Annotated in this window: 30 protein-coding genes; 24 read left to right on the forward strand and 6 right to left on the reverse strand. The window is 39.3% G+C overall.

Going from position 1 to position 19,348, the window contains the following annotated elements:
• Positions 1-18: 18 nt before the first annotated feature.
• Positions 19-567: a helix-turn-helix transcriptional regulator gene (locus BFM96_RS11355; RefSeq protein ID WP_068991893.1), complete on the reverse strand. Its 549-nt coding sequence runs from the start codon at positions 565-567 to the stop codon at positions 19-21.
• Positions 568-785: 218 nt separating this feature from the next.
• On the opposite strand from BFM96_RS11355, the gene BFM96_RS06515 reads away from it, so the two are divergent.
• From BFM96_RS06515 to BFM96_RS06605, 18 genes are all read left to right on the forward strand, one after another.
• The gene (locus tag BFM96_RS06515; RefSeq protein ID WP_068991896.1) at positions 786-974 is read left to right on the forward strand and encodes a helix-turn-helix domain-containing protein; all 189 of its coding nucleotides are present in this window, start codon (positions 786-788) and stop codon (positions 972-974) included.
• 59 nt (positions 975-1,033) lie between these two features.
• Complete coding sequence (locus BFM96_RS06520) at positions 1,034-1,387, forward strand: Rha family transcriptional regulator (RefSeq protein ID WP_068991899.1); 354 nt, start codon at positions 1,034-1,036, stop codon at positions 1,385-1,387.
• Between the two features lie 13 nt (positions 1,388-1,400).
• Positions 1,401-2,120 carry a Rha family transcriptional regulator gene (locus tag BFM96_RS06525; protein WP_068991902.1) on the forward strand — a complete coding sequence of 240 codons (720 nt, stop codon included), beginning with the start codon at positions 1,401-1,403 and terminating at the stop codon, positions 2,118-2,120.
• A 247-nt stretch (positions 2,121-2,367) separates the two neighbouring features.
• A complete protein-coding gene (locus BFM96_RS06530) occupies positions 2,368-2,625 on the forward strand; it encodes a hypothetical protein (RefSeq protein WP_068991905.1) in 258 nt (85 codons plus the stop codon).
• A gap of 155 nt (positions 2,626-2,780) precedes the next feature.
• Positions 2,781-2,990, forward strand: coding sequence for a hypothetical protein (locus BFM96_RS06540; protein WP_083201763.1), 210 nt, complete (start codon positions 2,781-2,783; stop codon positions 2,988-2,990).
• 11 nt (positions 2,991-3,001) lie between these two features.
• Positions 3,002-3,268, forward strand: a complete 267-nt coding sequence (locus tag BFM96_RS06545) for a hypothetical protein (protein ID WP_068991913.1) — start codon at positions 3,002-3,004, stop codon at positions 3,266-3,268.
• A 167-nt stretch (positions 3,269-3,435) separates the two neighbouring features.
• Positions 3,436-4,260: a DnaD domain protein gene (locus tag BFM96_RS10935; protein WP_083201764.1), complete on the forward strand. Its 825-nt coding sequence runs from the start codon at positions 3,436-3,438 to the stop codon at positions 4,258-4,260.
• A gap of 10 nt (positions 4,261-4,270) precedes the next feature.
• The gene (locus tag BFM96_RS06555; RefSeq protein WP_068991915.1) at positions 4,271-5,098 is read left to right on the forward strand and encodes an ATP-binding protein; all 828 of its coding nucleotides are present in this window, start codon (positions 4,271-4,273) and stop codon (positions 5,096-5,098) included.
• A 102-nt stretch (positions 5,099-5,200) separates the two neighbouring features.
• Complete coding sequence (locus tag BFM96_RS06560) at positions 5,201-5,431, forward strand: hypothetical protein (RefSeq protein WP_068991918.1); 231 nt, start codon at positions 5,201-5,203, stop codon at positions 5,429-5,431.
• A 238-nt stretch (positions 5,432-5,669) separates the two neighbouring features.
• Entirely contained in the window at positions 5,670-5,852 is a 183-nt protein-coding gene (locus BFM96_RS06565; protein WP_068991920.1) for a hypothetical protein, read from the forward strand.
• 96 nt (positions 5,853-5,948) lie between these two features.
• Entirely contained in the window at positions 5,949-6,527 is a 579-nt protein-coding gene (locus BFM96_RS06570) for a hypothetical protein (protein ID WP_068994227.1), read from the forward strand.
• Entirely contained in the window at positions 6,524-6,811 is a 288-nt protein-coding gene (locus BFM96_RS06575; RefSeq protein ID WP_068991922.1) for a hypothetical protein, read from the forward strand. The genes BFM96_RS06570 and BFM96_RS06575 overlap by 4 nt, the downstream gene beginning before the upstream one ends.
• A 37-nt stretch (positions 6,812-6,848) precedes the next feature.
• A complete protein-coding gene (locus BFM96_RS06580) occupies positions 6,849-7,262 on the forward strand; it encodes a replication protein (protein ID WP_068991925.1) in 414 nt (137 codons plus the stop codon).
• A gap of 7 nt (positions 7,263-7,269) precedes the next feature.
• Positions 7,270-7,596, forward strand: a complete 327-nt coding sequence (locus BFM96_RS06585; protein ID WP_068991929.1) for a hypothetical protein — start codon at positions 7,270-7,272, stop codon at positions 7,594-7,596.
• Between the two features lie 17 nt (positions 7,597-7,613).
• On the forward strand, positions 7,614-8,024 hold the full coding sequence (locus BFM96_RS06590) for a hypothetical protein (RefSeq protein ID WP_068991933.1): 411 nt from the start codon (positions 7,614-7,616) through the stop codon (positions 8,022-8,024).
• Positions 8,025-8,352: 328 nt separating this feature from the next.
• Positions 8,353-8,574, forward strand: a complete 222-nt coding sequence (gene relB, locus BFM96_RS06595; protein ID WP_024532383.1) for a type II toxin-antitoxin system RelB family antitoxin — start codon at positions 8,353-8,355, stop codon at positions 8,572-8,574.
• Position 8,575: 1 nt separating this feature from the next.
• Positions 8,576-8,836, forward strand: coding sequence for a type II toxin-antitoxin system RelE family toxin (locus tag BFM96_RS06600; protein ID WP_068991936.1), 261 nt, complete (start codon positions 8,576-8,578; stop codon positions 8,834-8,836).
• Between the two features lie 265 nt (positions 8,837-9,101).
• Positions 9,102-10,544: an IS1182 family transposase gene (locus BFM96_RS06605; RefSeq protein ID WP_068989453.1), complete on the forward strand. Its 1,443-nt coding sequence runs from the start codon at positions 9,102-9,104 to the stop codon at positions 10,542-10,544.
• 484 nt (positions 10,545-11,028) lie between these two features.
• Here the strand turns inward: BFM96_RS06605 and BFM96_RS06610 are convergent, their stop codons facing one another.
• From BFM96_RS06610 to BFM96_RS06620, 3 genes are all read right to left on the reverse strand, one after another.
• Positions 11,029-12,024 (reverse strand): DNA/RNA non-specific endonuclease, encoded by a 996-nt coding sequence (locus BFM96_RS06610; RefSeq protein WP_068991938.1) that lies wholly within the window; start codon positions 12,022-12,024, stop codon positions 11,029-11,031.
• 126 nt (positions 12,025-12,150) lie between these two features.
• A complete protein-coding gene (gene trhA, locus BFM96_RS06615) occupies positions 12,151-12,798 on the reverse strand; it encodes a PAQR family membrane homeostasis protein TrhA (RefSeq protein WP_068991939.1) in 648 nt (215 codons plus the stop codon).
• Positions 12,776-13,237 (reverse strand): DUF1836 domain-containing protein, encoded by a 462-nt coding sequence (locus BFM96_RS06620; RefSeq protein ID WP_068991942.1) that lies wholly within the window; start codon positions 13,235-13,237, stop codon positions 12,776-12,778. Before BFM96_RS06620 ends, trhA begins: the two co-directional genes overlap by 23 nt.
• 85 nt (positions 13,238-13,322) lie before the next feature.
• Here BFM96_RS06620 and yaaA point away from each other — a divergent pair, with 85 nt between their 5' ends.
• A complete protein-coding gene (gene yaaA, locus BFM96_RS06625) occupies positions 13,323-14,051 on the forward strand; it encodes a peroxide stress protein YaaA (RefSeq protein WP_068991945.1) in 729 nt (242 codons plus the stop codon).
• A gap of 44 nt (positions 14,052-14,095) precedes the next feature.
• On the opposite strand, the gene BFM96_RS06630 is transcribed toward yaaA, so the two are convergent.
• On the reverse strand, positions 14,096-14,647 hold the full coding sequence (locus tag BFM96_RS06630; RefSeq protein ID WP_068991947.1) for an NADPH-dependent FMN reductase: 552 nt from the start codon (positions 14,645-14,647) through the stop codon (positions 14,096-14,098).
• Between the two features lie 64 nt (positions 14,648-14,711).
• Positions 14,712-15,158, reverse strand: coding sequence for a MarR family winged helix-turn-helix transcriptional regulator (locus BFM96_RS06635; protein ID WP_068991950.1), 447 nt, complete (start codon positions 15,156-15,158; stop codon positions 14,712-14,714).
• A gap of 119 nt (positions 15,159-15,277) precedes the next feature.
• Between BFM96_RS06635 and BFM96_RS10940 the strand changes: the two genes are divergently transcribed.
• The 5 genes from BFM96_RS10940 (at position 15,278) to BFM96_RS06655 (ending at position 19,187) form a co-directional block, all read left to right on the forward strand.
• Positions 15,278-15,508: a DUF1146 family protein gene (locus BFM96_RS10940; RefSeq protein WP_083201813.1), complete on the forward strand. Its 231-nt coding sequence runs from the start codon at positions 15,278-15,280 to the stop codon at positions 15,506-15,508.
• A 20-nt stretch (positions 15,509-15,528) separates the two neighbouring features.
• The gene (gene murA / locus BFM96_RS06640; protein WP_068991951.1) at positions 15,529-16,812 is read left to right on the forward strand and encodes a UDP-N-acetylglucosamine 1-carboxyvinyltransferase; all 1,284 of its coding nucleotides are present in this window, start codon (positions 15,529-15,531) and stop codon (positions 16,810-16,812) included.
• A complete protein-coding gene (locus BFM96_RS06645) occupies positions 16,802-16,990 on the forward strand; it encodes a DNA-directed RNA polymerase subunit beta (protein ID WP_068991954.1) in 189 nt (62 codons plus the stop codon). The genes murA and BFM96_RS06645 overlap by 11 nt, the downstream gene beginning before the upstream one ends.
• Before the next feature lie 51 nt (positions 16,991-17,041).
• The gene (locus tag BFM96_RS06650) at positions 17,042-17,881 is read left to right on the forward strand and encodes a DNA/RNA non-specific endonuclease (protein WP_145939720.1); all 840 of its coding nucleotides are present in this window, start codon (positions 17,042-17,044) and stop codon (positions 17,879-17,881) included.
• A gap of 217 nt (positions 17,882-18,098) precedes the next feature.
• Entirely contained in the window at positions 18,099-19,187 is a 1,089-nt protein-coding gene (locus BFM96_RS06655) for a serine hydrolase (RefSeq protein ID WP_083201765.1), read from the forward strand.
• Positions 19,188-19,348 lie beyond the last annotated feature (161 nt).

The raw sequence follows: 19,348 nt of genomic DNA on the forward strand, positions 1-19,348 counted from the left end.
AGAGCTTCAATGATGGGGTTATTTTTGTTTGTCTATTGCTAAACGTAGATGATTAAGAATGTTCATTTGTTCATCGTATCCAATTAGAGACCACGATAAAATAAGTTCTTCGAATTCTCTACCTGCTATACCTAATAAATAATATATGTGTTTTATACGTTCGTGTACGATATATTCGGAGTTTACAGAAGAAAAAAGACCATTTTCATCTATCGTATTAACTGTTTTAAATTTCATTTGTTCATGAATCATATTTTCAAATTCATCTAAAGTTTTATCTCTCAAATATAACTTTGCTATTTCCCGACCTATATCAAGAATTTCTTGCTCTTCTTGCAATTCTTTTTTATTAGCTATTATTGCATCTTCGTTATCTGTATGGATAAAACCCAACAAATTCCCTACACTCACCCCAAAATAATCCGCCAGCGTTTGGGCTTTGTCGGATTTGATGTCATGCTTTCCGTTCTCCCAATTAGATACAGATAGTTTAGTTACTCCAATTTTATCGGCTAATTCTTGTTGAGTTATGCCTTTTTCTTTGCGTAATTCTTTCAATCTATTCATAAATTCACAACCTTTCATCTATTGATTATACAATTATTTTTTAAAAAAGTATAGAAAAAATATAAATTTTTTCGATTTTATCTATTGACTATATAGAAAAACTATGATATTATCAAATCACAGTTATAGAAAATATAGTTTTTCTATAACTTTGGGCAGACATTCAATCTATTCAACCTTTCATCGTCTGCCTTTATTTTAGAAAAGGAGGTAAACGCATGCTGATTACAGAAGAAATGGCGGAGCGTGTACGGGTCAAGCGAGCGATTGACCGCATTACAGCTAAGGCACTTGCCGAAAAGCTGGGAATTACTCACGTTACGCTTGCAAAAGTGGAGAACGGCGACTATGACGCACCACGGCGGATCTATCAGTCGGTTATGGAATGGCTGACAGAAGACCTGTAAACGATTTTTCACTACCTTTCACCCTTGAAAAATCTGAAAAACATAGAAAGAGGTACATAATGGAACAATATTTAAATGCAATCAGTCCAGACGGGACAGTTAGAAGCGTACAACTTGCAGAGCTTTTTGATAAAACCCATGAAGAACTGTTGCAAGACATTGAGAAGGTAAAACAATATTTTTTAGAGCCGACAAAAGAAAAAGATATAGAATTTTCTTTTGAATTTCAAGACTACTATTTTTTAGATGATGAGCAAGAAAATATGGTTGTCTATAAGATTTCTAAAGAAGGATTTTTCTTCTTGGTTGGACAAAGTAAATTAAACAAGAAAAAAGTCTTTAAATTAATGTTGGCTTTTGATATTAAAAACAAGCAGATCATCGAAGAGAACAAAAAGGTATTTGGATTTTAAAAGGAGGTACACAATGGATTTAGGAATTATTTTGAAAAATAACAATTTGGTTGTCGATAGTTTGACAGTAGCGGAAGTGTTCAATAAAGAGCATAAACGAGTATTGCAGGATATAAGAAAAAAGATAGATGAGATTGGACAATCTGGTGGGCACAATTTCGTGCCCACCGATATTGAGGTAAAAACTTACTTTTGGGAAGATAGTTATATATATATTCAAGGTAGAAATAGACCTATTTATTATATGACCCAAAAAGGTTGTACTTACTTAGTTATGGGATATACAGGAAAACTAGCTAATCAGTATAAACTTGCCTACATCGAGCAATTCGAGCAGATGAAGCAGGCTCTTGAAGATCAAGCCATCCCGTATCTAGAAAACCCAACCCCAGACCAGCTAGTCGAGATTATCCGTGAGCGATTATCACGTGCTGAAATCATCATCCAACCCAAAGATGACGAGCTAGGCCGTGACTACTTCGCTATTGGTATCTATGGCTTGCTACGCTACTATGGCCATGATAAAAGCATTACTTACCCCTATATTCGCTCTATCCGTCCCAAAGTGATGGATATTGGGTTAGCAGAGTTTGAAGAGATTGTAAACTATTGTGCTGTTAAGGACAAGCTGAAATTAGCCTATGTTCGTGCAACCTTGGAGAATTGGCAGCCGTCAGAGGTTGAGCAGCTACGCCCGCCAATCTTTGGGATTGCTGGATTATTGACAGTATGACAGACACAAAAAAACGCACCGATTGGCGCGTGAGAGCAATAAAAAAGTCATGTGCAGGCGACCAAACCAATGTACATGACTAAGGAACAATAACAAAACTCAAGCAGGCAAGGCGCATGATTTTTGTTAGGTGTTTATTTGATTATAGCACAAAAACACAGAGAACGCCAACTCTAAAAAAATGGCGATAAAAAAACTTGGATAGTAAACAGTAAATAAACCCCAAAATGAACACGGAGAAAAGAAAATGACGACAGAACAAATACTAGACAGCTACGAGAGTTTAACAAGTGACATGATGAAGGCAGTCAGTGCCTTGAATATTGTCAGACGTTGGCTAGAGAACGTCAAGAAGAGCGATGAAGGATATTATGATTTTATCGCCTTTAAAGAAGCGTACGCGGATATTATCAATCTAGCCATGAACGACTTGCAACGGTTGGCCAGTGAACATTATAAATTTATTGAAAGGGCGGAGAAAGATGAATTTTCAGAAGCTGAATGATATAGCAGATAGACAAGAAGTAAATACCGAAGACTTTGAAGTTATAGACTTCTACCACGAATGCCGCAAGCGAACGAATAGCGTAGCATTCGCCGTCTTGCATGTTTTCCAGATGGGAAAGATAGCAGGGATCAGACAAGAAAGGAAACGTAAAAATGATAATATATGAACTTGACTTACCAATTGAACAACTATTAGCCCTTGTGATTATCCTAGGTATCGTGAACATCTTTCTATGGCGGCATTTGGGCGTGTTTCAGCTTGCTAGCAAGCCCCAAAAGAAACCGATAGACAAAGATACCACGGAGCAATTAAACCCCAACTATGGGGCTTATATTCAGCTTGGCATGAGACGGAACAATTAGGAGGTGAGTACATGGGAGCTTTTTCAACAGAATTTGAACAGGCGTTGCTTGATAGAGTGGATGCCCTTGCCGAAAAGAAACTAGACCTAGAAAGGCAGTTACAAAATCAGACAGGTTTGATAAGTGCCAAGGAATTAAAAAAAGAGCTTGATATTACAGGGTCAACGCTGAACAATTGGATAAAGGCAGGTCTGAAAGTCTATCAAAGTCCTTTTGAAAGCAGTAAAAAGCAATTTTTTAGGGCTAGTGACGTCATACAATTCTTATCTGTACGCTAGGAGGTCTATTTTGAAAATATTTATTATTGATGGTAGCAATTGGCGAGGAATGGCGCATTATTCGCCTAGTCTAGATGTTGTCTATATCAGTGATAGAGTGCCAAAAAGCGAGCACGTGCAGCTAATTGAGGCAGTAAAGCAAAAAGGAACTATTTGGAGGTGAAAGGGTGAAAATTACCGAAAAAGAATTAAAGCAAGCGATAGAATTCTTTAAAATGCCGAAAACATTATATACAAATCCAAACTACAGCAGTTTGAGCACAAATGCGAAAACTATGTATATGTTACTGTTTGATCGTTTGAAATTGTCCTATAAGAATAATTGGATTGATGAATACGGAGCAATTTATCAACGATATACAGTTGAACAATTTATGGCAGATTTACAATGCAGCCGCCCAACAGTTATCAAAATAAAAAAAGAATTATCTGATTATGGTTTACTTGAAGAAGTAAGCGGCGGCAAAGGGAAAGCGAACATCCTTTATCTCCATCATTTAGAGTCAAAAAATTTAACTCCAACCAGTAAAAATTCTTTACACGACCAGTCAAAAAATTTAACTCCAACCAGTAAAAATTCTTTACAAACACCAGTTAAAAAATTTAACCCTATCAATAATAATACTATCAAGACTAATATATCAATAACGGCTAATCAAGAAGTAGCAGCTGGCAGTGGCAAAAATCCAATTTTTGAAAAACTTAAAGAAGCATTTGGGGAAATGGCTATATCTGGAACAATTACCCAAGAAGTTGAAGACTTGCTAAAGGTACATGGCGAACCTTTACTAATGCATGCCTTGAATGAAACTATCCTAAACGGTGGTAGGTCTATCAGATATACGCGTTCTATTTTGGAGCGTTGGCAGGGTCAAGGTTTGCGAACTGTTGAGCAGGTAGAGCAAAACAAGCGAGATTATAAGAATAAACAATCCAAAACTGATGATGTGCCTTTTGACCAGTTAGGCAGGGCAGAAGATTTGGGCTTTTAGGAGGTAGAGTATGCAGATTGGAAATTTTCACCATGTAACCGATAAATTATGCCCTAGACACCAGACCTATACTTGGCAATCAAATGATAAGGTGAAGGCAATAGACCGAAAAGAGCCATATTATGTTGAAGTTTGCCCTGTTTGTGTACAGGAGAAGATAGACAAGGAATTAACGGAGATAACAGGCGAGGCCGTCCTTAATGCTGAATTGTCTCAAACCTATGATCTATTTGAGAGAAAAAGCATTATCACCCCCAAGCTACAATCAGCCAGTTACAAAACGTTTACAGTAAGCGGCGAGATAGACAAACAGGCCAAAGACTTTGGTTTGTGGCTCAATGAGTATTATTTCAAAAACGAAGGCACAGGTAACGCCATTTTGCAGGGACGCCCAGGAGTAGGGAAAAGCCATCTGACGCTTGCTATTGCCCGAAAATTGAATGAGGATTGGAAAGCAATCAAGAAGCCTAAAAGCGTGCTATTTATACCCGTCAATCGCCTATTTCAGACTATCCAAGCTAGTTTTAACAAGTCCGATGGGATGAGCCGTGATGAGATGATGAAATTGTTGGAGCGTGTAGACTATCTTTTCCTTGATGATTTAGGGAAGGAATCCACCTTTGGAAACCATGGCAACGAGGCTAGCAATTGGAAACAAGAATTTTTGTACGAATTACTGGACATGAGAGGCAAGACTATTATCAATACAAACTTGAACGGCGAGCAACTGAAAAAGGTTTATGATCCGTCATTGGTTAGTCGTATCATGGACGGAGTAGGAAAAAATATCTTTGTCTATCCAGAACATGCTGAAGATAGGCGAAAATTGCCCTTCTAGCGTTTTTGTAAGTAGGGCGGTAAATTCTACCGCCTACCCCTTACACGCGCTAAAATAGGCAAAATATGGACGATTTGAAGGTATCAGAAAGGAGCAAGCAAGATGAACCAATACCACTACCAGACAGGTACGAGGGATTTGACCACAGCCCAGAGGATAAAGTTTGCGATCCAAGGCTATCTTATCAGCTTGAGGACTTGGGCAGATAGCGAGATTGAGTTGACAAAATTAGACAAATGTTGGCGGCTTGTCGTCAGGTATACGGCGGACGGTGACAAGTCAGACGACATGGAGCGAATCGCGGCAACCATTAAGCAGGAGGAGCAGACATGAACAAAACTAAACAAAAATAGACACTTTTCATGGGGTGAGAAATCGCCCTTTTGAGAAGTAATAGCCATGCTTTCCTTGACCAGATAAGTCAAACGTGGCAATCTAACCAATTTGAAAAATCAGCCATAGGGTACACCAAAAGGGTAGTATTTCAGCATACAACCCCTAAAAACCTAGTGAAATCAATAGACTAGGGATATTCAGATTATAATAAATTGAAATAAAGGAGTTAAAAAATATGGATTTGAGAGATATTCAACCAATGGAAACAGTTGCCGAGTTATTAAGCCAAGGCTGGATAATTTTAGAAAAAGATGGTATAATAAAAAAAGTCAATAATGTAAGTCATGGCAGTGTTGAAATCCACTTTAGGGATGGTATGCCATACAAAAAGACTGAACATGTTGACGGTTTAATTTAATAAATAATGCTAGAGGAAGAACCCAATGCAAATTTCAAGGCTTATGGCTTTGTTATTGTGTTGGGTTCTTTTATTTGTCATAAGGAGGATTTTAAAATGACAACTTCAAATGTATTGCCTGATATTCAATCTATCGTATCTCAAGTAAATACCAAACGTGATGTGGTGAATGAGTACAAACAAAAACTAGATGCAGCTAAGGCAGAATTAGAGCAAGCCAAAATTAACAGGGAAAAGAATTTCTCATTTGAAACTGATAATAAGGTGTCAGAGTTAGAAAATTATATCTTGCGTGTTGAAAGTCGATATAATGCCTTGAAACGTGAACTTGATGTAGAGTTACCAAGTAAGTTACGTGCAGTTGAAGAATTGTATAATGCATATTTGGTTGAGCAATGGGGACAAAATGAAGAAGTTAGGGAGCTGACAGAGCAAACGCTAACCAGCTTTAAAGAAACTGTTACCTTGCTAAGTCGTTATACTAAAAAGCCGTCAGAACTTAACAAAGAAGTGTTATCACAGATTGTTGATGAAGATTTTAGAAAAGCCTTTAGCGGACAAATGACATTTATTGGTGCTGATAATTATTCACTAGCAAATGCTGTACCGCTAGATTATGAGACCTATCAAAAATTGTATGCCGCAGGGCGTAGCCTAGGAGTTAATCTTGGATGATTTATAAGAAGTATCATACAGCATTGGTATTTACGCTTGTTTTGCAACATCTTCTAAAGGATACTGAGTTAGAGGAAAAAGCTTTTAATTTGTATGCTGATATTTTGGAACAAGAGAAAGTACCAAAACATCAGATTAAATCAGCCATTTTATACTCAAAAAGAATTATCAGAGCCTTTGAAAAGGGGCAAATTTTACAGCCATCACCCTTTACGAGGTGGCAGAAAGTTAGGCAAGTTATCAAAAAGGGTATAGATAAAATGGTTGGTTATTTTACTTCGTAGGGGGGATTATCCCCTTTTACATCTTAGGAGGTAATAGATGGCAGGAAATGAAAATGATAGCCTTACAACTAAACAAGTAAAGTTTATAGATGCCATGCTTACCGAACCAACGATAGAAAAAGCTTGCGAAAAAGCAGGGGTATCTAGAGCAACAGGCCATAAGTATCTAAAGGTTGCAGCAGTTAAAAAAACGTTGAGGATAAAGCAAGATGAGATGATGGATAAAACAACTCAAATGCTATATCTAGCATCGTCTAATGCTGTTTCTGTACTCAATGATATCATGATGGATAGTAAGGTCAATCCATTTATAAGAACTCAAGCCGCAAAGGCTATACTTGAACAATCATATAAAACCCATGAAATTTTTGGGGTTGTAAGGCAGATTGAAGAATTGAGGTTAGAAATTGAGGAAGTATCTAAAGGAAATCAAAGAGTTACGAGAATTTAAGGAGTTATTGAGTAATAGAACTTTACCAGAAACTATTATTGTTGAGGGTAACAATGACTTAGGGGAATTTTTCCAAATTGATGGCGAGCTATTTAGTGATATTGAACTTTTAGAAAACCTTAAAAAATGGCGTGAGTGGGAAGTATCGGTTATTATTGATGATCGGTGCAACCGTACCCTAAATGAAGATGAAACAGAAGTCTTATACTTTCTTACTCATGAGGATATGATGGATTTTATTAGAATTAACAAAGGCTTAGAACCTTTATACCATGAAATATATCAACCATATAACACAGTTTCAAAAAGTGAATGGTTAGAATTGTTAGATTGATGATTTAGGAGGTAGCAATGACTAAGAAAAAAATCGAGCGTATTTCTGTAATACATCGAGAAAAAATTTTATGGCTCAAGTGGTATTTCATGCGAGATAAAGAACAACCTAAGTATAGTGTCCTTGAGCGTAAAATGTTTGATGCTGCTAAAAATCAAGATATGCTATCTTACCAAAAATACGCTACCATCAAGAAGATAACAGATATTAGGATACAAACAAGCGAGGATGATATTTTAAAGGCTGTAAAAGAAGTTTATGTGTATAACCATGTGAACGTTATCGGAGCTTGTCAGCGGATATTATTTATCAGCCAGTCACAAGCTTATAGCAAGTTAAACAAGTGGTTTGAAACTTATTCTGATTTGTATTTTAGCGTTATACCTTTACCTAATATGGGGGTATATCATGATGTGGCAGGTATCTAGTTGATTGTATGTCATAATGTTTTTAAGCACAAGGAGTAGAGGTGGCTATGGGGCACTAGCATTTAGGAAACTAGGTGCTTTTAGTTAAAAATGGACAAAAATGTGATTTACTGATATAATTTATTGTAGTGAATGAGGGCAGAAAGGTTCCTGCCGCACCTAGTATAGGTATCTGAGATGCTGGATATACCGCCCAGCCATTTGCTTTCAATATCGTACCGCTCCCTTGGTTATGTTCAAGGGAGTTTTTATGATTTTTGCCTATCGGCAGATTGACAACCTTCTAAAATTGTGTTACAATGTAACACAAAGAAACGAGGTGAATATTATGAGTACAGTAACTATCAGATTAAATCAAGAAGAAGAAACATTTTTCAAAAGCTATGCTCAATTAACAGGGCAAAGCCTTTCAAGTCTTTTCAAGAAAGCCCTAGAGCGTGATATTGAAGACGAGTATGATTTGAAAATCTATAAACAAGCCTATGCAGAGTATAAGGCAGATCCAGAGACAATTAGCCATGCTGATTTTAAGAAAGAGCTAGGCTTGTAATATGTACAGTATAGAGTATTCTAAAAAGGCTCAAAAGCAGATTAAGAAACTAGATAAGCAGATACAGCGGTTGTTATTCGCTTGGATTGATAAACACTTAGAGGGGACAGACAATCCACGCGCCCATGGTAAAGGTTTAACAGGGAACCATGCTAACGAATGGCGTTACCGTATTGGTGATTATAGGTTTATATGTGATATTCAAGATGATAAAATGGTTATTCTAGCTCTTGAGTTTGGGCATAGGAAAGATATTTACTGATTACTGGAGAAGTAAGATGGTTAAAAATAATGCTATCATTGTTTGTATTTCTGATGAATTAGTAGATGATTGTTACTTAATCGAGGCGCTAAACCATTCTTACTTACCAGGTTGGAGTAAGATAAATCAGTTAATTTTATATAAAAAATAGCACCTTGTCTGGTGCTATCAGATTGAAGACAAAGTCCTAGAAATACTTGTTTCTGAGGGCTTTTTTTGATGTCAAGGAGTATAATAGAGGTAAGAAGAATGTGAGGTGTTGGCTATGTTTCACAAAGAAAATCCCGATTATAACCGTCGTCAAGTAGGCTTCTATACGCTTGAAGAGTTAGTTCCAAAGGACCACTTTCTGCGTCAGTTGGAGGAAACTGTCGACTTTTCTGTCATCTATGACTTGGTGGAGGATAGTTATTCCTCAGACAAGGGTCGTCCTAGCCTTGACCCTGTTATGCTGGTCAAAATCCCTCTGATTCAGTGCTTCTATGGCATTCGCTCCATGCGTCAGACCATCAAGGACATTGAGGTCAATGTTGCCTATCGTTGGTTTCTGGGCTTGAGTCTGGACGATAAGGTGCCTCATTTTACCACATACGGTAAAAACTACAGCCGTCGTTTCGCTGAAACAGAAGTGATCACGCGTATCTTCGAACATGTCCTCAATCTCTGTTTGACTGCTGGATTAGTGGATACAGATGAGATTTTCATCGACGGAACGCACATCAAAGCAGCTGCCAACAACCATAAATACAGACGACAAGAGGTAGAGGCTCAAGCTAAATGGATGAGTGAACAACTCGAAAAAGAAATCGCACAAGATCGGGTAACACATGAAAAAAAGCCCTTAAAGCCCGCCGCAAAAGGCGAGGCTAACACTAAAAAGATGTCCACGACTGACCCTGATAGTGGTTGGTTTCATAAGGGGGAGCATAAGGAGGTTTTCGCTTATGCAGCACAGGTGGCTTGCGACAAACACGGTTGGGCATTAGCCTATACTGTTGAAGCAGGCAATGTCCATGATAGTCAAGCTTTCCCTGCTCTTTTCGCAAAGCTAGAACCGTTTCACCCCAACTATATCATCGCTGACTCTGGTTATAAAACTCCCAGTATTGCCAAATGTCTACTGGATCAGCATATCACACCTGTCTTTCCCTACACCAGACCTCGTGGCAAGAAGGGCATGTTACGACCGAATGATTTCATTTATGACGAGCATTATGACGTCTACCTCTGCCCTGAAAACCAAGTCTTGTCTTACAGCACTACCAACCGTTCTGGCTATCGAGAATACAAGAGTAACCCTAAGACTTGTGCAACCTGTCCACTCCTAAAGAGTTGTACTGAAAGTAAGACCAAGCAGAAGCTAGTCACCAGACATATCTGGAAAGGTTACATGGAGATTTGTGAAGAGATTCGCCACCAAAGAGGGATGAAAGAGCGATATCAGCATCGTAAGGAGACGATAGAGCGACTCTTTGGGACGGCTAAAGAATACCATAATCTCCGCTATACAAGAGAAATTGGTAAGCTCAAAATGCGAGATAAGGTTGGGCTGACTTTGGCGTGCCTTAATCTCAAAAAACTGGTGAAAATGAGGGCAGGAAGGTCTTTTTATGTTGCCCTAATCTACTCTTTTAGACTACTTTTTTCAAAAATAACACAGCAAACAAAAAGACAAACTAGTTTAAGGGCTAGTTTGTCTTCGGTCTGATAGCACCTTGTCTGGTGCTATTTCCTTGCCTGCTGAACTCATAAATTTTAATACCTTTTTTACTATCCCTCTAATATATTCTACTTGTTTGTACGTTATGTTTTGGAATTGAAAAGATGAAAAGTGGGGTAATAATTTAGCCTATTTCATTGAATTATTTGATATTGTGACAATCTTAAAAAATAGTCGTTGCTAGACCAACGTTTTAAAGCCCTTAGTTATTTGACTAGGGGCTTTTTTCGTGTTATTACTCGTCAACAATCAAAAACTGACATCGTTCACTCACCTTGCTTCAACAGTCCAGTAGACTGTTGAAGGTTGGAAATAAGGATTATGAAATACTCCTCAGCTAACCTCCGTTGCCCCTGCGATTTTTAGGACACAAACTAGGCTAGTTATATCGATCATCTTAAGGCTGGGATAAACCTAGTCAGATTTTGATTGTTTAGAGTATTAGGAGGCAAAAAGAGAAAATTTTGAATGCCTATTCTTTGCTTGTATGTCGTTTTCCTTGGGCAATGGCTTCGGATTCAGTCATGGAAATCACTCGGTCACGGCGAGTGTTTTTCGGCATATGCTCCATACTATACCAATAGACCTCTGCTGCACCATAACGAGCAATGTAGACTGTTCGCTCTTCTTGCTGGTTGGTTTCTGGAGAAGTAGCTTCAGGAAGGGTTTGTTCAGGAGCAACGCTTTGTTCTTCTGAATTTTTAGTTTCGGTAACGTTTTTAGTCCTATCAACGGCAGTAGCTTTACCTGTGGCATAATCAATTGTAGCATTTGGCGAAAGATTATCGAGTACGACAGTGGTAATGCCGTGTTCATCAGTGCTCTCATGACCTCCTACTTTGATTTCCACCTTTTGCCCGTTTTCATCGAGTCCAACATATTGCAATTTTATTTGGCGTGGGAGCAATTCCTGCTCTGTATAAATAGGGGTAACTTTATAATCAAGCCAGTAGCTGGGGTGAATGGCGAGCCAGTTATCCAATTGGGTTTCATAGTAGAGCATGCTCGCTTGATTTTTTTCGTCTGTCCCCTTGAAATTTCCGGCATTCAGCCAAGCAGTCATAGGTGTTAAGTTACGTTTTTCATTGGTCAATCCACTAAATTGATAGCCAATTAAATGTCCACGATGCATGAGCCAGGCTTTTTTCTTGCTATCTTTGTATGCAAATTTAAAATTATGCCAACCTGCAGGATTATATTTAATTTTAGGCTCCCGTTTTTTCTTAGGTTCGTCCTTGTCTTGCAGCTGAATATGTGCAGAAGTGGCACGATTGAGGGAGTCCAGCTCACCTAAAAGGAGCTGTTTTTGGCCAGTAAACAAAAGTGTTCCGTCTTCAGAGACGATTGGCTCAGTTTCCTCAGCATAAACGACAGCAGGACTTGGGATATAAATCTTGCTTGCTAGGGTACTTGTATGGAGGGTCAATAAAGCTAGTATGGCAAAGAGCCATTTAGAGGTTCGTTTCATGGTAAGTGCCCCTTTATCAGTGAATAGTTTCACAATTTTCACGCTATCATTATACTAAATTGAAAACGCTTTATCAAATAAAAACTAAAAAAGATCGGACCAAATCTGCCCAATCTTTTGAAAGGATTACATAAAATAGACAATCGCTAAATACTGCAAGACAGAAGCCGCTAGGATAAATAAGTGCCAAATCATATGGAAATAAGGTCTACGTTTGGCATAAAAACCTGCTCCTACTGTGTAGCAAAGGCCACCGGCCAGCATCAGCCCCCAAAAGAGAGGAGTGGTTTGACTGATAATCGGAGGAATTATGAAAATCACCAGCCAGCCCATGATGAGGTAAAGAGCCAGACTAAACTTTTCATTGACTTCTTTGGCAAAAATTTTATAGAGGATACCAAAGAGGCTTGTCCCCCACTGGATAGCAATGATGAGATAGCCCAGCCAGTTATTCATGAGGGTTAAGACAACGGGGGTATAGCTTCCTGCAATGGCAATGTAAATCATAGAGTGGTCAATGATTCGTAAGATATATTTGTGGGTCGAACCATAGACCATGGAATGATAGATGGTTGAGGAGAGAAACATGAGAAAAAGGCTAATGATGAAAATAGAAATGCCAATAGCAGATAGAAGTCCATGTTCCTCATAGGCGTATATTGCAGAAATTGGCAGTAAAATCAGCATGAGAAGGCTACCAACAGCATGAGTAACGCTGTTTGCGACTTCCTCACCAAAGCTCAGTTGAGGGCTAAGTTTGAGAGCTTGTTTCATGAGTTCCTCCTTTTAAATGTAGGCTTATCCTTCTTGTTTGATGAAAGAGTTGAACGGTTTCACAGGCGCTTTGGATAGCAGGGTGAGTAGTATGGATTGCTTGTTGATTGATACACCTGGCAAATTCATCATAGAGTTCTTGAGAAGGGCGTGTCTGTAAGAGCAGTTCGATAGTCTCTGCGATATCGGTAATCGGAAAAACTGTCTTAAGTGTAGTGAGGGCTAGGAGTCGCGCTAGTTGAGTGCGACTGTATTTTTTCTTCAATGGTTTTTGCAGGTAGCCGTGCTTCACATAATTGTTAATCATCGCTGCGGTCAAGGGCTTATCTCTTAGAGAAAAGACTTGTTGATTGATTTGATTGATGTAGAGGAGAACTTGGTCCAGATAGAGGTCAAGGCTTGGTAGTTCTTCCCAGAGAGGGATAAGAGGCTGGTTCAATTGTTTTTAACTCCTTATAATCTAGTTTTGATAACTAGATTATAAGATAATTGACTTTAAAAGTCAACTCAGGTAGAATAAAAGTATGAAAATTTTAATTCCAACCGCAAAAGAACTGAATCTTCAAGCCAATACAGTCCCTACAAAATGCCTTTCGGAAACAAGTCAAGCTGTTTTAGACAGTCTAGCGACTTATACTAAGCAAGATTTAGCTGAATTATACGGCATTAGTTTTGAACGGGCAGAAGAAGAATACCAGAGAATTCAAGCTCTCAAGCAACAAAAGGCAGAAGCTTATCCCGCTCTTGACTTATTTGACGGCTTGATGTACCGCAATATCAAACGGCAGGGGCTCTCACCTCTAGAAAAGGATTATCTGGAGCAGCATTTGCTGATTACTTCTAGTCTATATGGGGTCATTCCTGCCTATAGCGCCATTTCTCCGCATCGCTTAGACTTTATGATGAAGGTAAAGGTAGCTGGAAAAAGCTTGAAACAACATTGGAAGGTGATGTTTGATGCTGCTGTAGAAGGAGAAGAGGTCTTGCTGTCCCTTTTATCCAGCGAGTTTGAGACGGTTTTTTCAAAGGCAGTTCGAAAAAAGATGATTACTTTTAAATTTTTGGAAGATAGGGGAGGACAGCTGAAGATTCATTCGACCATTTCTAAAAAAGCTAGAGGGCAATTTTTAACGGCTTTATTGGAAAATCAGATAGATGATTTAGCGACTATAGGACAGTTGAGCTTTGCTGGATTTCATTTCCGTGAGGATTTGTCTTCTGAAAAAGAATATGTTTTTGCTAAGAAGGGATAGAAAAAGGAGTTGGACAGAAAATCCAGCTCCTTTTGAGGATGGTATTATTGGATAGCTGCGAGCAGGGCTTCTGCTTGTGTAGCCAATGCAGCTGTTTTTTCTTCAGAAAGGACTAATTCACCAGTTCCCCATGCTTCAGGATTAACTGGAGCACCTGTGAATGGTTCAACAACTTGCATACGAATAAATGGCAAAAGTCTGCTGTACTCTTTGAAGACCTCATCTGGCGATGTACCGTTGGCAACAGAAGAGACTGTGACAAATTTTTCATGAAGGGCAGAAGCGCTAGTGGTATCAGACAAGTCAAGGGCGCGTGAAAGCCAGTCAAGAAGGTTTTTGACAACACCTGGGATAGACCAGTTATAAACAGGAGAGAAAATCCAGATGGCATCTGCAGCAAGGACTGCATCACGAGCTTTAGCGACTGCAGCAGGTGTTGGAAGTTCGAAATCTTGGTTCATGAGGGGAACCTGACTGTAGTCAAGGTAAGAAACTTCCGCTTTTCCAGCAAGTGCTTTTTCTGCAACTTGAGCCATTTGATGGTTAAAAGATCCTTTGCGAAGCGATCCGACGATAAATAAGATTTTTTTTGACATAGCTATGTCTCCTTTTTATTAATATGACCTTATCTTACAACAAAAATCACTAATTAGCAATAATTTAGCTTAAATCTTTAAATTTTTTTAAAATACGAATTAAATCTTCCTTATCCTTCTCATCCAAAACTTTTAAGGCCTTTTCAACGTTTCGAATGTGGTCAGGGAGGATTTTTTCAATCTTTTTTCGGCCTTCGGGTGTCAAACCTACGAGGAAGGAACGACGATCTTTAGGGTCGCAGGTGCGAAAAATCAATCCATCTCGAACCATATTTTTAATGACCACAGTCATATTTCCAGATGTGGCTAACATTTTGTCAATCAGATCCTGGATACGAAGATTGCCTTTGCTATACAGGGTTTCTAGCACTGAGAATTGGGTTGGGGTAAGATGGTGTTCTTTAAAAGTCTTGTTTTCAAAAGGAATGAGGGTACGATCGGCCTTTTTAAAGACAATCATCGTTTTCAAATCAAGATGATGTTGGTTTAATAATTCAGATATGTTTTCCATGTGTCTATTGTACTAGGGAATGCGGGATAAATCAAGCATTTTTATGCTACTACTAATTAGTATGAAATAGAAAAATCTTGTTCGTTTGGATTTTTATCATTTTCTGGTATAATAGGTTTATGATTCAATTAGTATTTGTTCTTAGTAGTCATTTATTTTTTATTTATCTGTCCTTTCATCTCCTGTCAGATGTGGTTCAGTGGGACAAGTATCTGAAGGTGACTGCTGACAATAGTATTAAAATTCGGCTGCTAATTTTTTTGTTGAGCGTAGTGATGGGGTATTTACTGAGTTCCTTTTTCATTAGCTTATATCAGTTAGGCAGAGAAGCTTTTATAGCAAATTTATAAGAAGGATAGAGTGAGTGAATATGGATAAAATCGTGATTCAAGGTGGTCGTACAAGACTGGAAGGAACTGTTGAAATCGAAGGGGCAAAAAATGCAGTCTTGCCCCTTCTTGCTGCGACCATCTTAGCTAGTAGTGGAAAAACGGTTCTGACCAATGTGCCTGTATTATCAGATGTATTTACCATGAATCATGTGGTTCGTGGCTTGAATACTCAGGTGGATTTCGATCAAGCAAGCAAGACCATTACAGTTGATGCTAGTCAGCCGATTACAGAGGAGGCTCCTTATAAGTACGTTAGTCAGATGCGTGCCTCTATTGTTGTATTGGGGCCTATTTTAGCCCGTAATGGCTATGCAAAAGTGTCTATGCCAGGTGGTTGTACGATTGGTAGTCGTCCGATTGACCTTCATTTAAAAGGTTTGGAAGCCATGGGGGCAGAGATTCATCAAACGGCCGGTTTTATTGAAGCTAGATGCGATCGTCTTCAAGGAGCACATATTTACATGGATTTCCCGAGTGTTGGAGCTACGCAGAATATCATGATGGCTGCGACCTTGGCAGATGGGACGACCGTTATCGAAAATGCAGCTAGAGAGCCAGAGATTGTAGATTTAGCCCTTTTGCTCAATAAAATGGGCGCAGATGTACGTGGAGCTGGGACGGAAACGCTCACGATTACAGGGGTCAAGGAATTGCACGGAGCGACTCATAGCGTTGTTCAAGACCGTATTGAAGCGGGAACCTTTATGGTGGCTGCGGCCATGACTGGGGGAAATGTCCTCATTAAAGATGCGATCTGGGAACACAATCGTCCCTTGCTCGCTAAAATGCAGGAAATGGGAGTTACCGTCACAGAGGAAGAAAGTGGTATCCGTATAGAAGCCCAAAAGGGGCAACTGAAGGCGGTTCACGTGAAAACCCAGCCGCATCCAGGTTTTCCAACGGATATGCAGGCGCAATTTACGGCACTGATGACCGTAGCCAAAGGCGAGTCTATCATGACAGAAACAGTCTTTGAGAATCGTTTCCAACACTTGGAAGAAATGCGTCGTATGGGTCTTCATTCAGACATTATGCGCGATACAGCCCGCATCGTAGGAGGCCAAGAATTGCAAGGGGCAGAAGTTATGTCAACAGATTTGAGAGCGAGTGCAGCCCTAATTTTAACAGGTTTGGTTGCTGAAGGGGTTACCACAGTAGGACAACTCCAACATTTAGACCGTGGTTATTACCAATTCCACGAAAAATTAGCCAAGCTTGGAGCAGCTATTCAAAGAGTGAAGGATGAGACGGATGAAATCTAATCTATCGTATGTCGGAAAACAGCTGGGATTGCTGTTGTTAGTGATTTTTGTTGGATTTATTCTCCTTTGTGCTGGGCTGATGATTGGCTATAGTCTGGTGGGAAATGGAGATAATGCTTGGGCTATTTTGTCGCCTGAAAAATGGCAGAGCCTATTTGATAAATTCACAGGAAAATAAGGCAAAAAAGGGTAGATTATCTACTCTTTTTCCATGAAAGAGGAGGAGCCTATGGCAAAATATAGAGGAAAAAAAGGGAAGCAAACCTTAGTTGGCTTGCTCCTGAGCTTGGTTTTAGCAGCTGGGGGGTATTATATTGGTGACCAAGGAGGATTGGTTAACCAATCTGCCCACCAGTCACAGGTAGAGGCTAGCTATGCCCCGAGCCGAGAATTGGCAGAAAGTGTGCTAACTGAAACAGTCCAACAGCAGCTCAAGGGAAAGATTGAATGGAATGGAGCAGGGGCATTTGTCGTGAATGGGAACAAAACAAGCGTAAATGCCAACGTTGCCAGTCAACCTTATGCCGACAACAAGGTCAAAATAGTAAACGGACAACTACTTCCAACGGTGGCCAATAGCCTGATGACCAAAGCAACGCGTCAATATAAAAAACGAGAAGAAACGGGCAATGGCTCCACCAATTGGACTCCAGCTGGCTGGCACCAACTGAGAAATCTTTCAGGCGAATACACCCATGCTGTGGATCGTGGGCATTTGCTGGGGTATGCACTGATTGGCAATCTCAAAGGATTTGATGCCTCAACCAGCAATCCTAAAAACATTGCTGTGCAGACCGCTTGGGCCAATCAAGCGAACAAAAGTAACTCGACTGGACAAAATTTTTATGAAAGTCAGGTGAGAAGAGCGCTGGATCAAAATAAACGTGTTCGCTATCGAGTAACCTTGCTCTACCAAACAGAGCAAGATCTGGTTCCTGCTGGGTCTCATCTGGAAGCTAAATCAAGCGATGGTAGTTTGGAGTTTAATGTCTTTATTCCTAATGTTCAAAAAGGGATTGTCCTCAATTATCAAACAGGAGAAGTGCGACTAGCTCCTGACATTCAATGATTGCTAGTCTATTGAAATAACAGGGCTAAATAGTCTTGTTCAATAAGGAAAAAAATTGGTTAGATAAAGAAGGTGAGGAAAAATCGTGGTGTGCTACTCTGAATTTTTCCTCACCTTCTGTTTTCTTGTTCATTTTTGAAAATTTTTTGTAAAAATATAGCTGTTTTTCTTGTCATTTTTGTCCGTTTTTTTTATAATGGATAGGTTAGGAGATATCATGAATAAAAAAATTGTAACAATTTTAGCTAGTGCTGGGTTAGCTTGGGCTTGCCTTTTATTTTCGGTATTTTTATATGAAGGCCGAAGCATCAAAACAACAGGAAGTAATCAAGCGACTGAAACCCTAAAGCAAGTGGTCGAGAGAGATAATCTCATCAAACCAGAGTCAACTGAAGAAGAAAAAGTTGAAGAAAAGAAGAAAACGATTGGAAGAAAGAGTCCCGAAGAAAAGCAGGCAGTGATGGAAGCAGATCTTGCGACTATGAGTTCCTATGGCTTGTATTATGACTATGCCAATCTAAGCCTCGTTGAAGTGGTTCAGGCTTATTTAGATGAGTTTGGAATTCCTCATTCAAGTATTGCTTTTACTTATAAGGATATTGAGAGTGGCGATACCTTTTCGATGAATGAAGAGCAGCCAATGACAGCAGGAAGTACCTACAAATTGCCGTTGAATATGCTTGTTGTGGATGCGGTTGAAAAAGGGAAGTTGTCTCTGAAAGAACGGTTTGATATTACGCAAACAGGTTATGAATACGAGGGAGAGCATGATAGCTATGTATCTGCTTTTGGTGGAGCGATGACCATTCCTGAAATGCAGGAGTATTCACTGGTGTATTCTGAAAATACGCCTGCCTATGCCTTGGCTGAGCGTTTGGGTGGCATGGAAAAAGCTTATAGTATGTTTGATCGTTATGGAAAGTCCACTTCTGCAGAAATTCCAACGATTAGTCGTGAGAATTTGACAACGACTAGCTACTATATCAATGTTCTGGATTATCTATGGAAACATCAAGATAAATACAAAGACCTGTTGCATTTTATTGGAATTTCTTTTCCAGGAGAATACTATAAAAAATTCATTAGCGATGTCACCATCTATCAAAAGCCGGGCTATGTTAGAGAAGCCTTGAATGTAGATGCGATTGTTATGGAAAAAAGTCCTTATATGGTAGCCCTCTATACAGCAGGTCTAGGAGGTGCAACAGTCGAAAGTACCGAAGTGAACGGTGTTGGCTTGTATCAAATCGGTCAATTAGCCTATGTCATCAATGAATGGCATCGTGTGAATATGAATCAAGAATAACTATAAATTAGAGAATAGAGCCCTTGAAACTAGTAAACCATTTTGATGGCTAGTGTTGCAGGAATTGCTCACTTTAAAGAGCAACTAATGGGATCAATAATCTCCGAGATTACTCTATTTTTATCATCTCTGATACGAGAGGCTGGATTTTTCAGCCTCAT

Source organism: Streptococcus himalayensis, assembly GCF_001708305.1.
In the GTDB taxonomy this organism is placed as follows: Bacteria; Bacillota; Bacilli; order Lactobacillales; family Streptococcaceae; genus Streptococcus; species Streptococcus himalayensis.

Excerpts from the sequence above, each read along its gene's own strand:
- yaaA (WP_068991945.1), top strand. The coding sequence starts at position 13,323 with ATGAAAATTTTAATTCCAACCGCAAAAGAACTGAATCTTCAAGCCAAT.
- BFM96_RS06545 (WP_068991913.1), top strand. The coding sequence starts at position 3,002 with ATGGGAGCTTTTTCAACAGAATTTGAACAGGCGTTGCTTGATAGAGTG.
- BFM96_RS06600 (WP_068991936.1), top strand. The coding sequence starts at position 8,576 with ATGTACAGTATAGAGTATTCTAAAAAGGCTCAAAAGCAGATTAAGAAA.
- BFM96_RS06610 (WP_068991938.1), bottom strand. The coding sequence starts at position 12,024 with ATGAAACGAACCTCTAAATGGCTCTTTGCCATACTAGCTTTATTGACC.
- trhA (WP_068991939.1), bottom strand. The coding sequence starts at position 12,798 with ATGAAACAAGCTCTCAAACTTAGCCCTCAACTGAGCTTTGGTGAGGAA.
- BFM96_RS06605 (WP_068989453.1), top strand. The coding sequence starts at position 9,102 with ATGTTTCACAAAGAAAATCCCGATTATAACCGTCGTCAAGTAGGCTTC.
- BFM96_RS06645 (WP_068991954.1), top strand. The coding sequence starts at position 16,802 with ATGAAATCTAATCTATCGTATGTCGGAAAACAGCTGGGATTGCTGTTG.
- relB (WP_024532383.1), top strand. The coding sequence starts at position 8,353 with ATGAGTACAGTAACTATCAGATTAAATCAAGAAGAAGAAACATTTTTC.
- BFM96_RS06520 (WP_068991899.1), top strand. The coding sequence starts at position 1,034 with ATGGAACAATATTTAAATGCAATCAGTCCAGACGGGACAGTTAGAAGC.
- BFM96_RS06515 (WP_068991896.1), top strand. The coding sequence starts at position 786 with ATGCTGATTACAGAAGAAATGGCGGAGCGTGTACGGGTCAAGCGAGCG.
- BFM96_RS06570 (WP_068994227.1), top strand. The coding sequence starts at position 5,949 with ATGACAACTTCAAATGTATTGCCTGATATTCAATCTATCGTATCTCAA.
- BFM96_RS10940 (WP_083201813.1), top strand. The coding sequence starts at position 15,278 with ATGATTCAATTAGTATTTGTTCTTAGTAGTCATTTATTTTTTATTTAT.
- BFM96_RS06580 (WP_068991925.1), top strand. The coding sequence starts at position 6,849 with ATGGCAGGAAATGAAAATGATAGCCTTACAACTAAACAAGTAAAGTTT.
- BFM96_RS06560 (WP_068991918.1), top strand. The coding sequence starts at position 5,201 with ATGAACCAATACCACTACCAGACAGGTACGAGGGATTTGACCACAGCC.
- BFM96_RS06525 (WP_068991902.1), top strand. The coding sequence starts at position 1,401 with ATGGATTTAGGAATTATTTTGAAAAATAACAATTTGGTTGTCGATAGT.
- murA (WP_068991951.1), top strand. The coding sequence starts at position 15,529 with ATGGATAAAATCGTGATTCAAGGTGGTCGTACAAGACTGGAAGGAACT.
- BFM96_RS06655 (WP_083201765.1), top strand. The coding sequence starts at position 18,099 with ATGAATAAAAAAATTGTAACAATTTTAGCTAGTGCTGGGTTAGCTTGG.
- BFM96_RS06565 (WP_068991920.1), top strand. The coding sequence starts at position 5,670 with ATGGATTTGAGAGATATTCAACCAATGGAAACAGTTGCCGAGTTATTA.
- BFM96_RS06540 (WP_083201763.1), top strand. The coding sequence starts at position 2,781 with ATGATAATATATGAACTTGACTTACCAATTGAACAACTATTAGCCCTT.
- BFM96_RS06635 (WP_068991950.1), bottom strand. The coding sequence starts at position 15,158 with ATGGAAAACATATCTGAATTATTAAACCAACATCATCTTGATTTGAAA.
- BFM96_RS06575 (WP_068991922.1), top strand. The coding sequence starts at position 6,524 with ATGATTTATAAGAAGTATCATACAGCATTGGTATTTACGCTTGTTTTG.
- BFM96_RS06530 (WP_068991905.1), top strand. The coding sequence starts at position 2,368 with ATGACGACAGAACAAATACTAGACAGCTACGAGAGTTTAACAAGTGAC.
- BFM96_RS06650 (WP_145939720.1), top strand. The coding sequence starts at position 17,042 with ATGGCAAAATATAGAGGAAAAAAAGGGAAGCAAACCTTAGTTGGCTTG.
- BFM96_RS06555 (WP_068991915.1), top strand. The coding sequence starts at position 4,271 with ATGCAGATTGGAAATTTTCACCATGTAACCGATAAATTATGCCCTAGA.
- BFM96_RS11355 (WP_068991893.1), bottom strand. The coding sequence starts at position 567 with ATGAATAGATTGAAAGAATTACGCAAAGAAAAAGGCATAACTCAACAA.
- BFM96_RS06590 (WP_068991933.1), top strand. The coding sequence starts at position 7,614 with ATGACTAAGAAAAAAATCGAGCGTATTTCTGTAATACATCGAGAAAAA.
- BFM96_RS06630 (WP_068991947.1), bottom strand. The coding sequence starts at position 14,647 with ATGTCAAAAAAAATCTTATTTATCGTCGGATCGCTTCGCAAAGGATCT.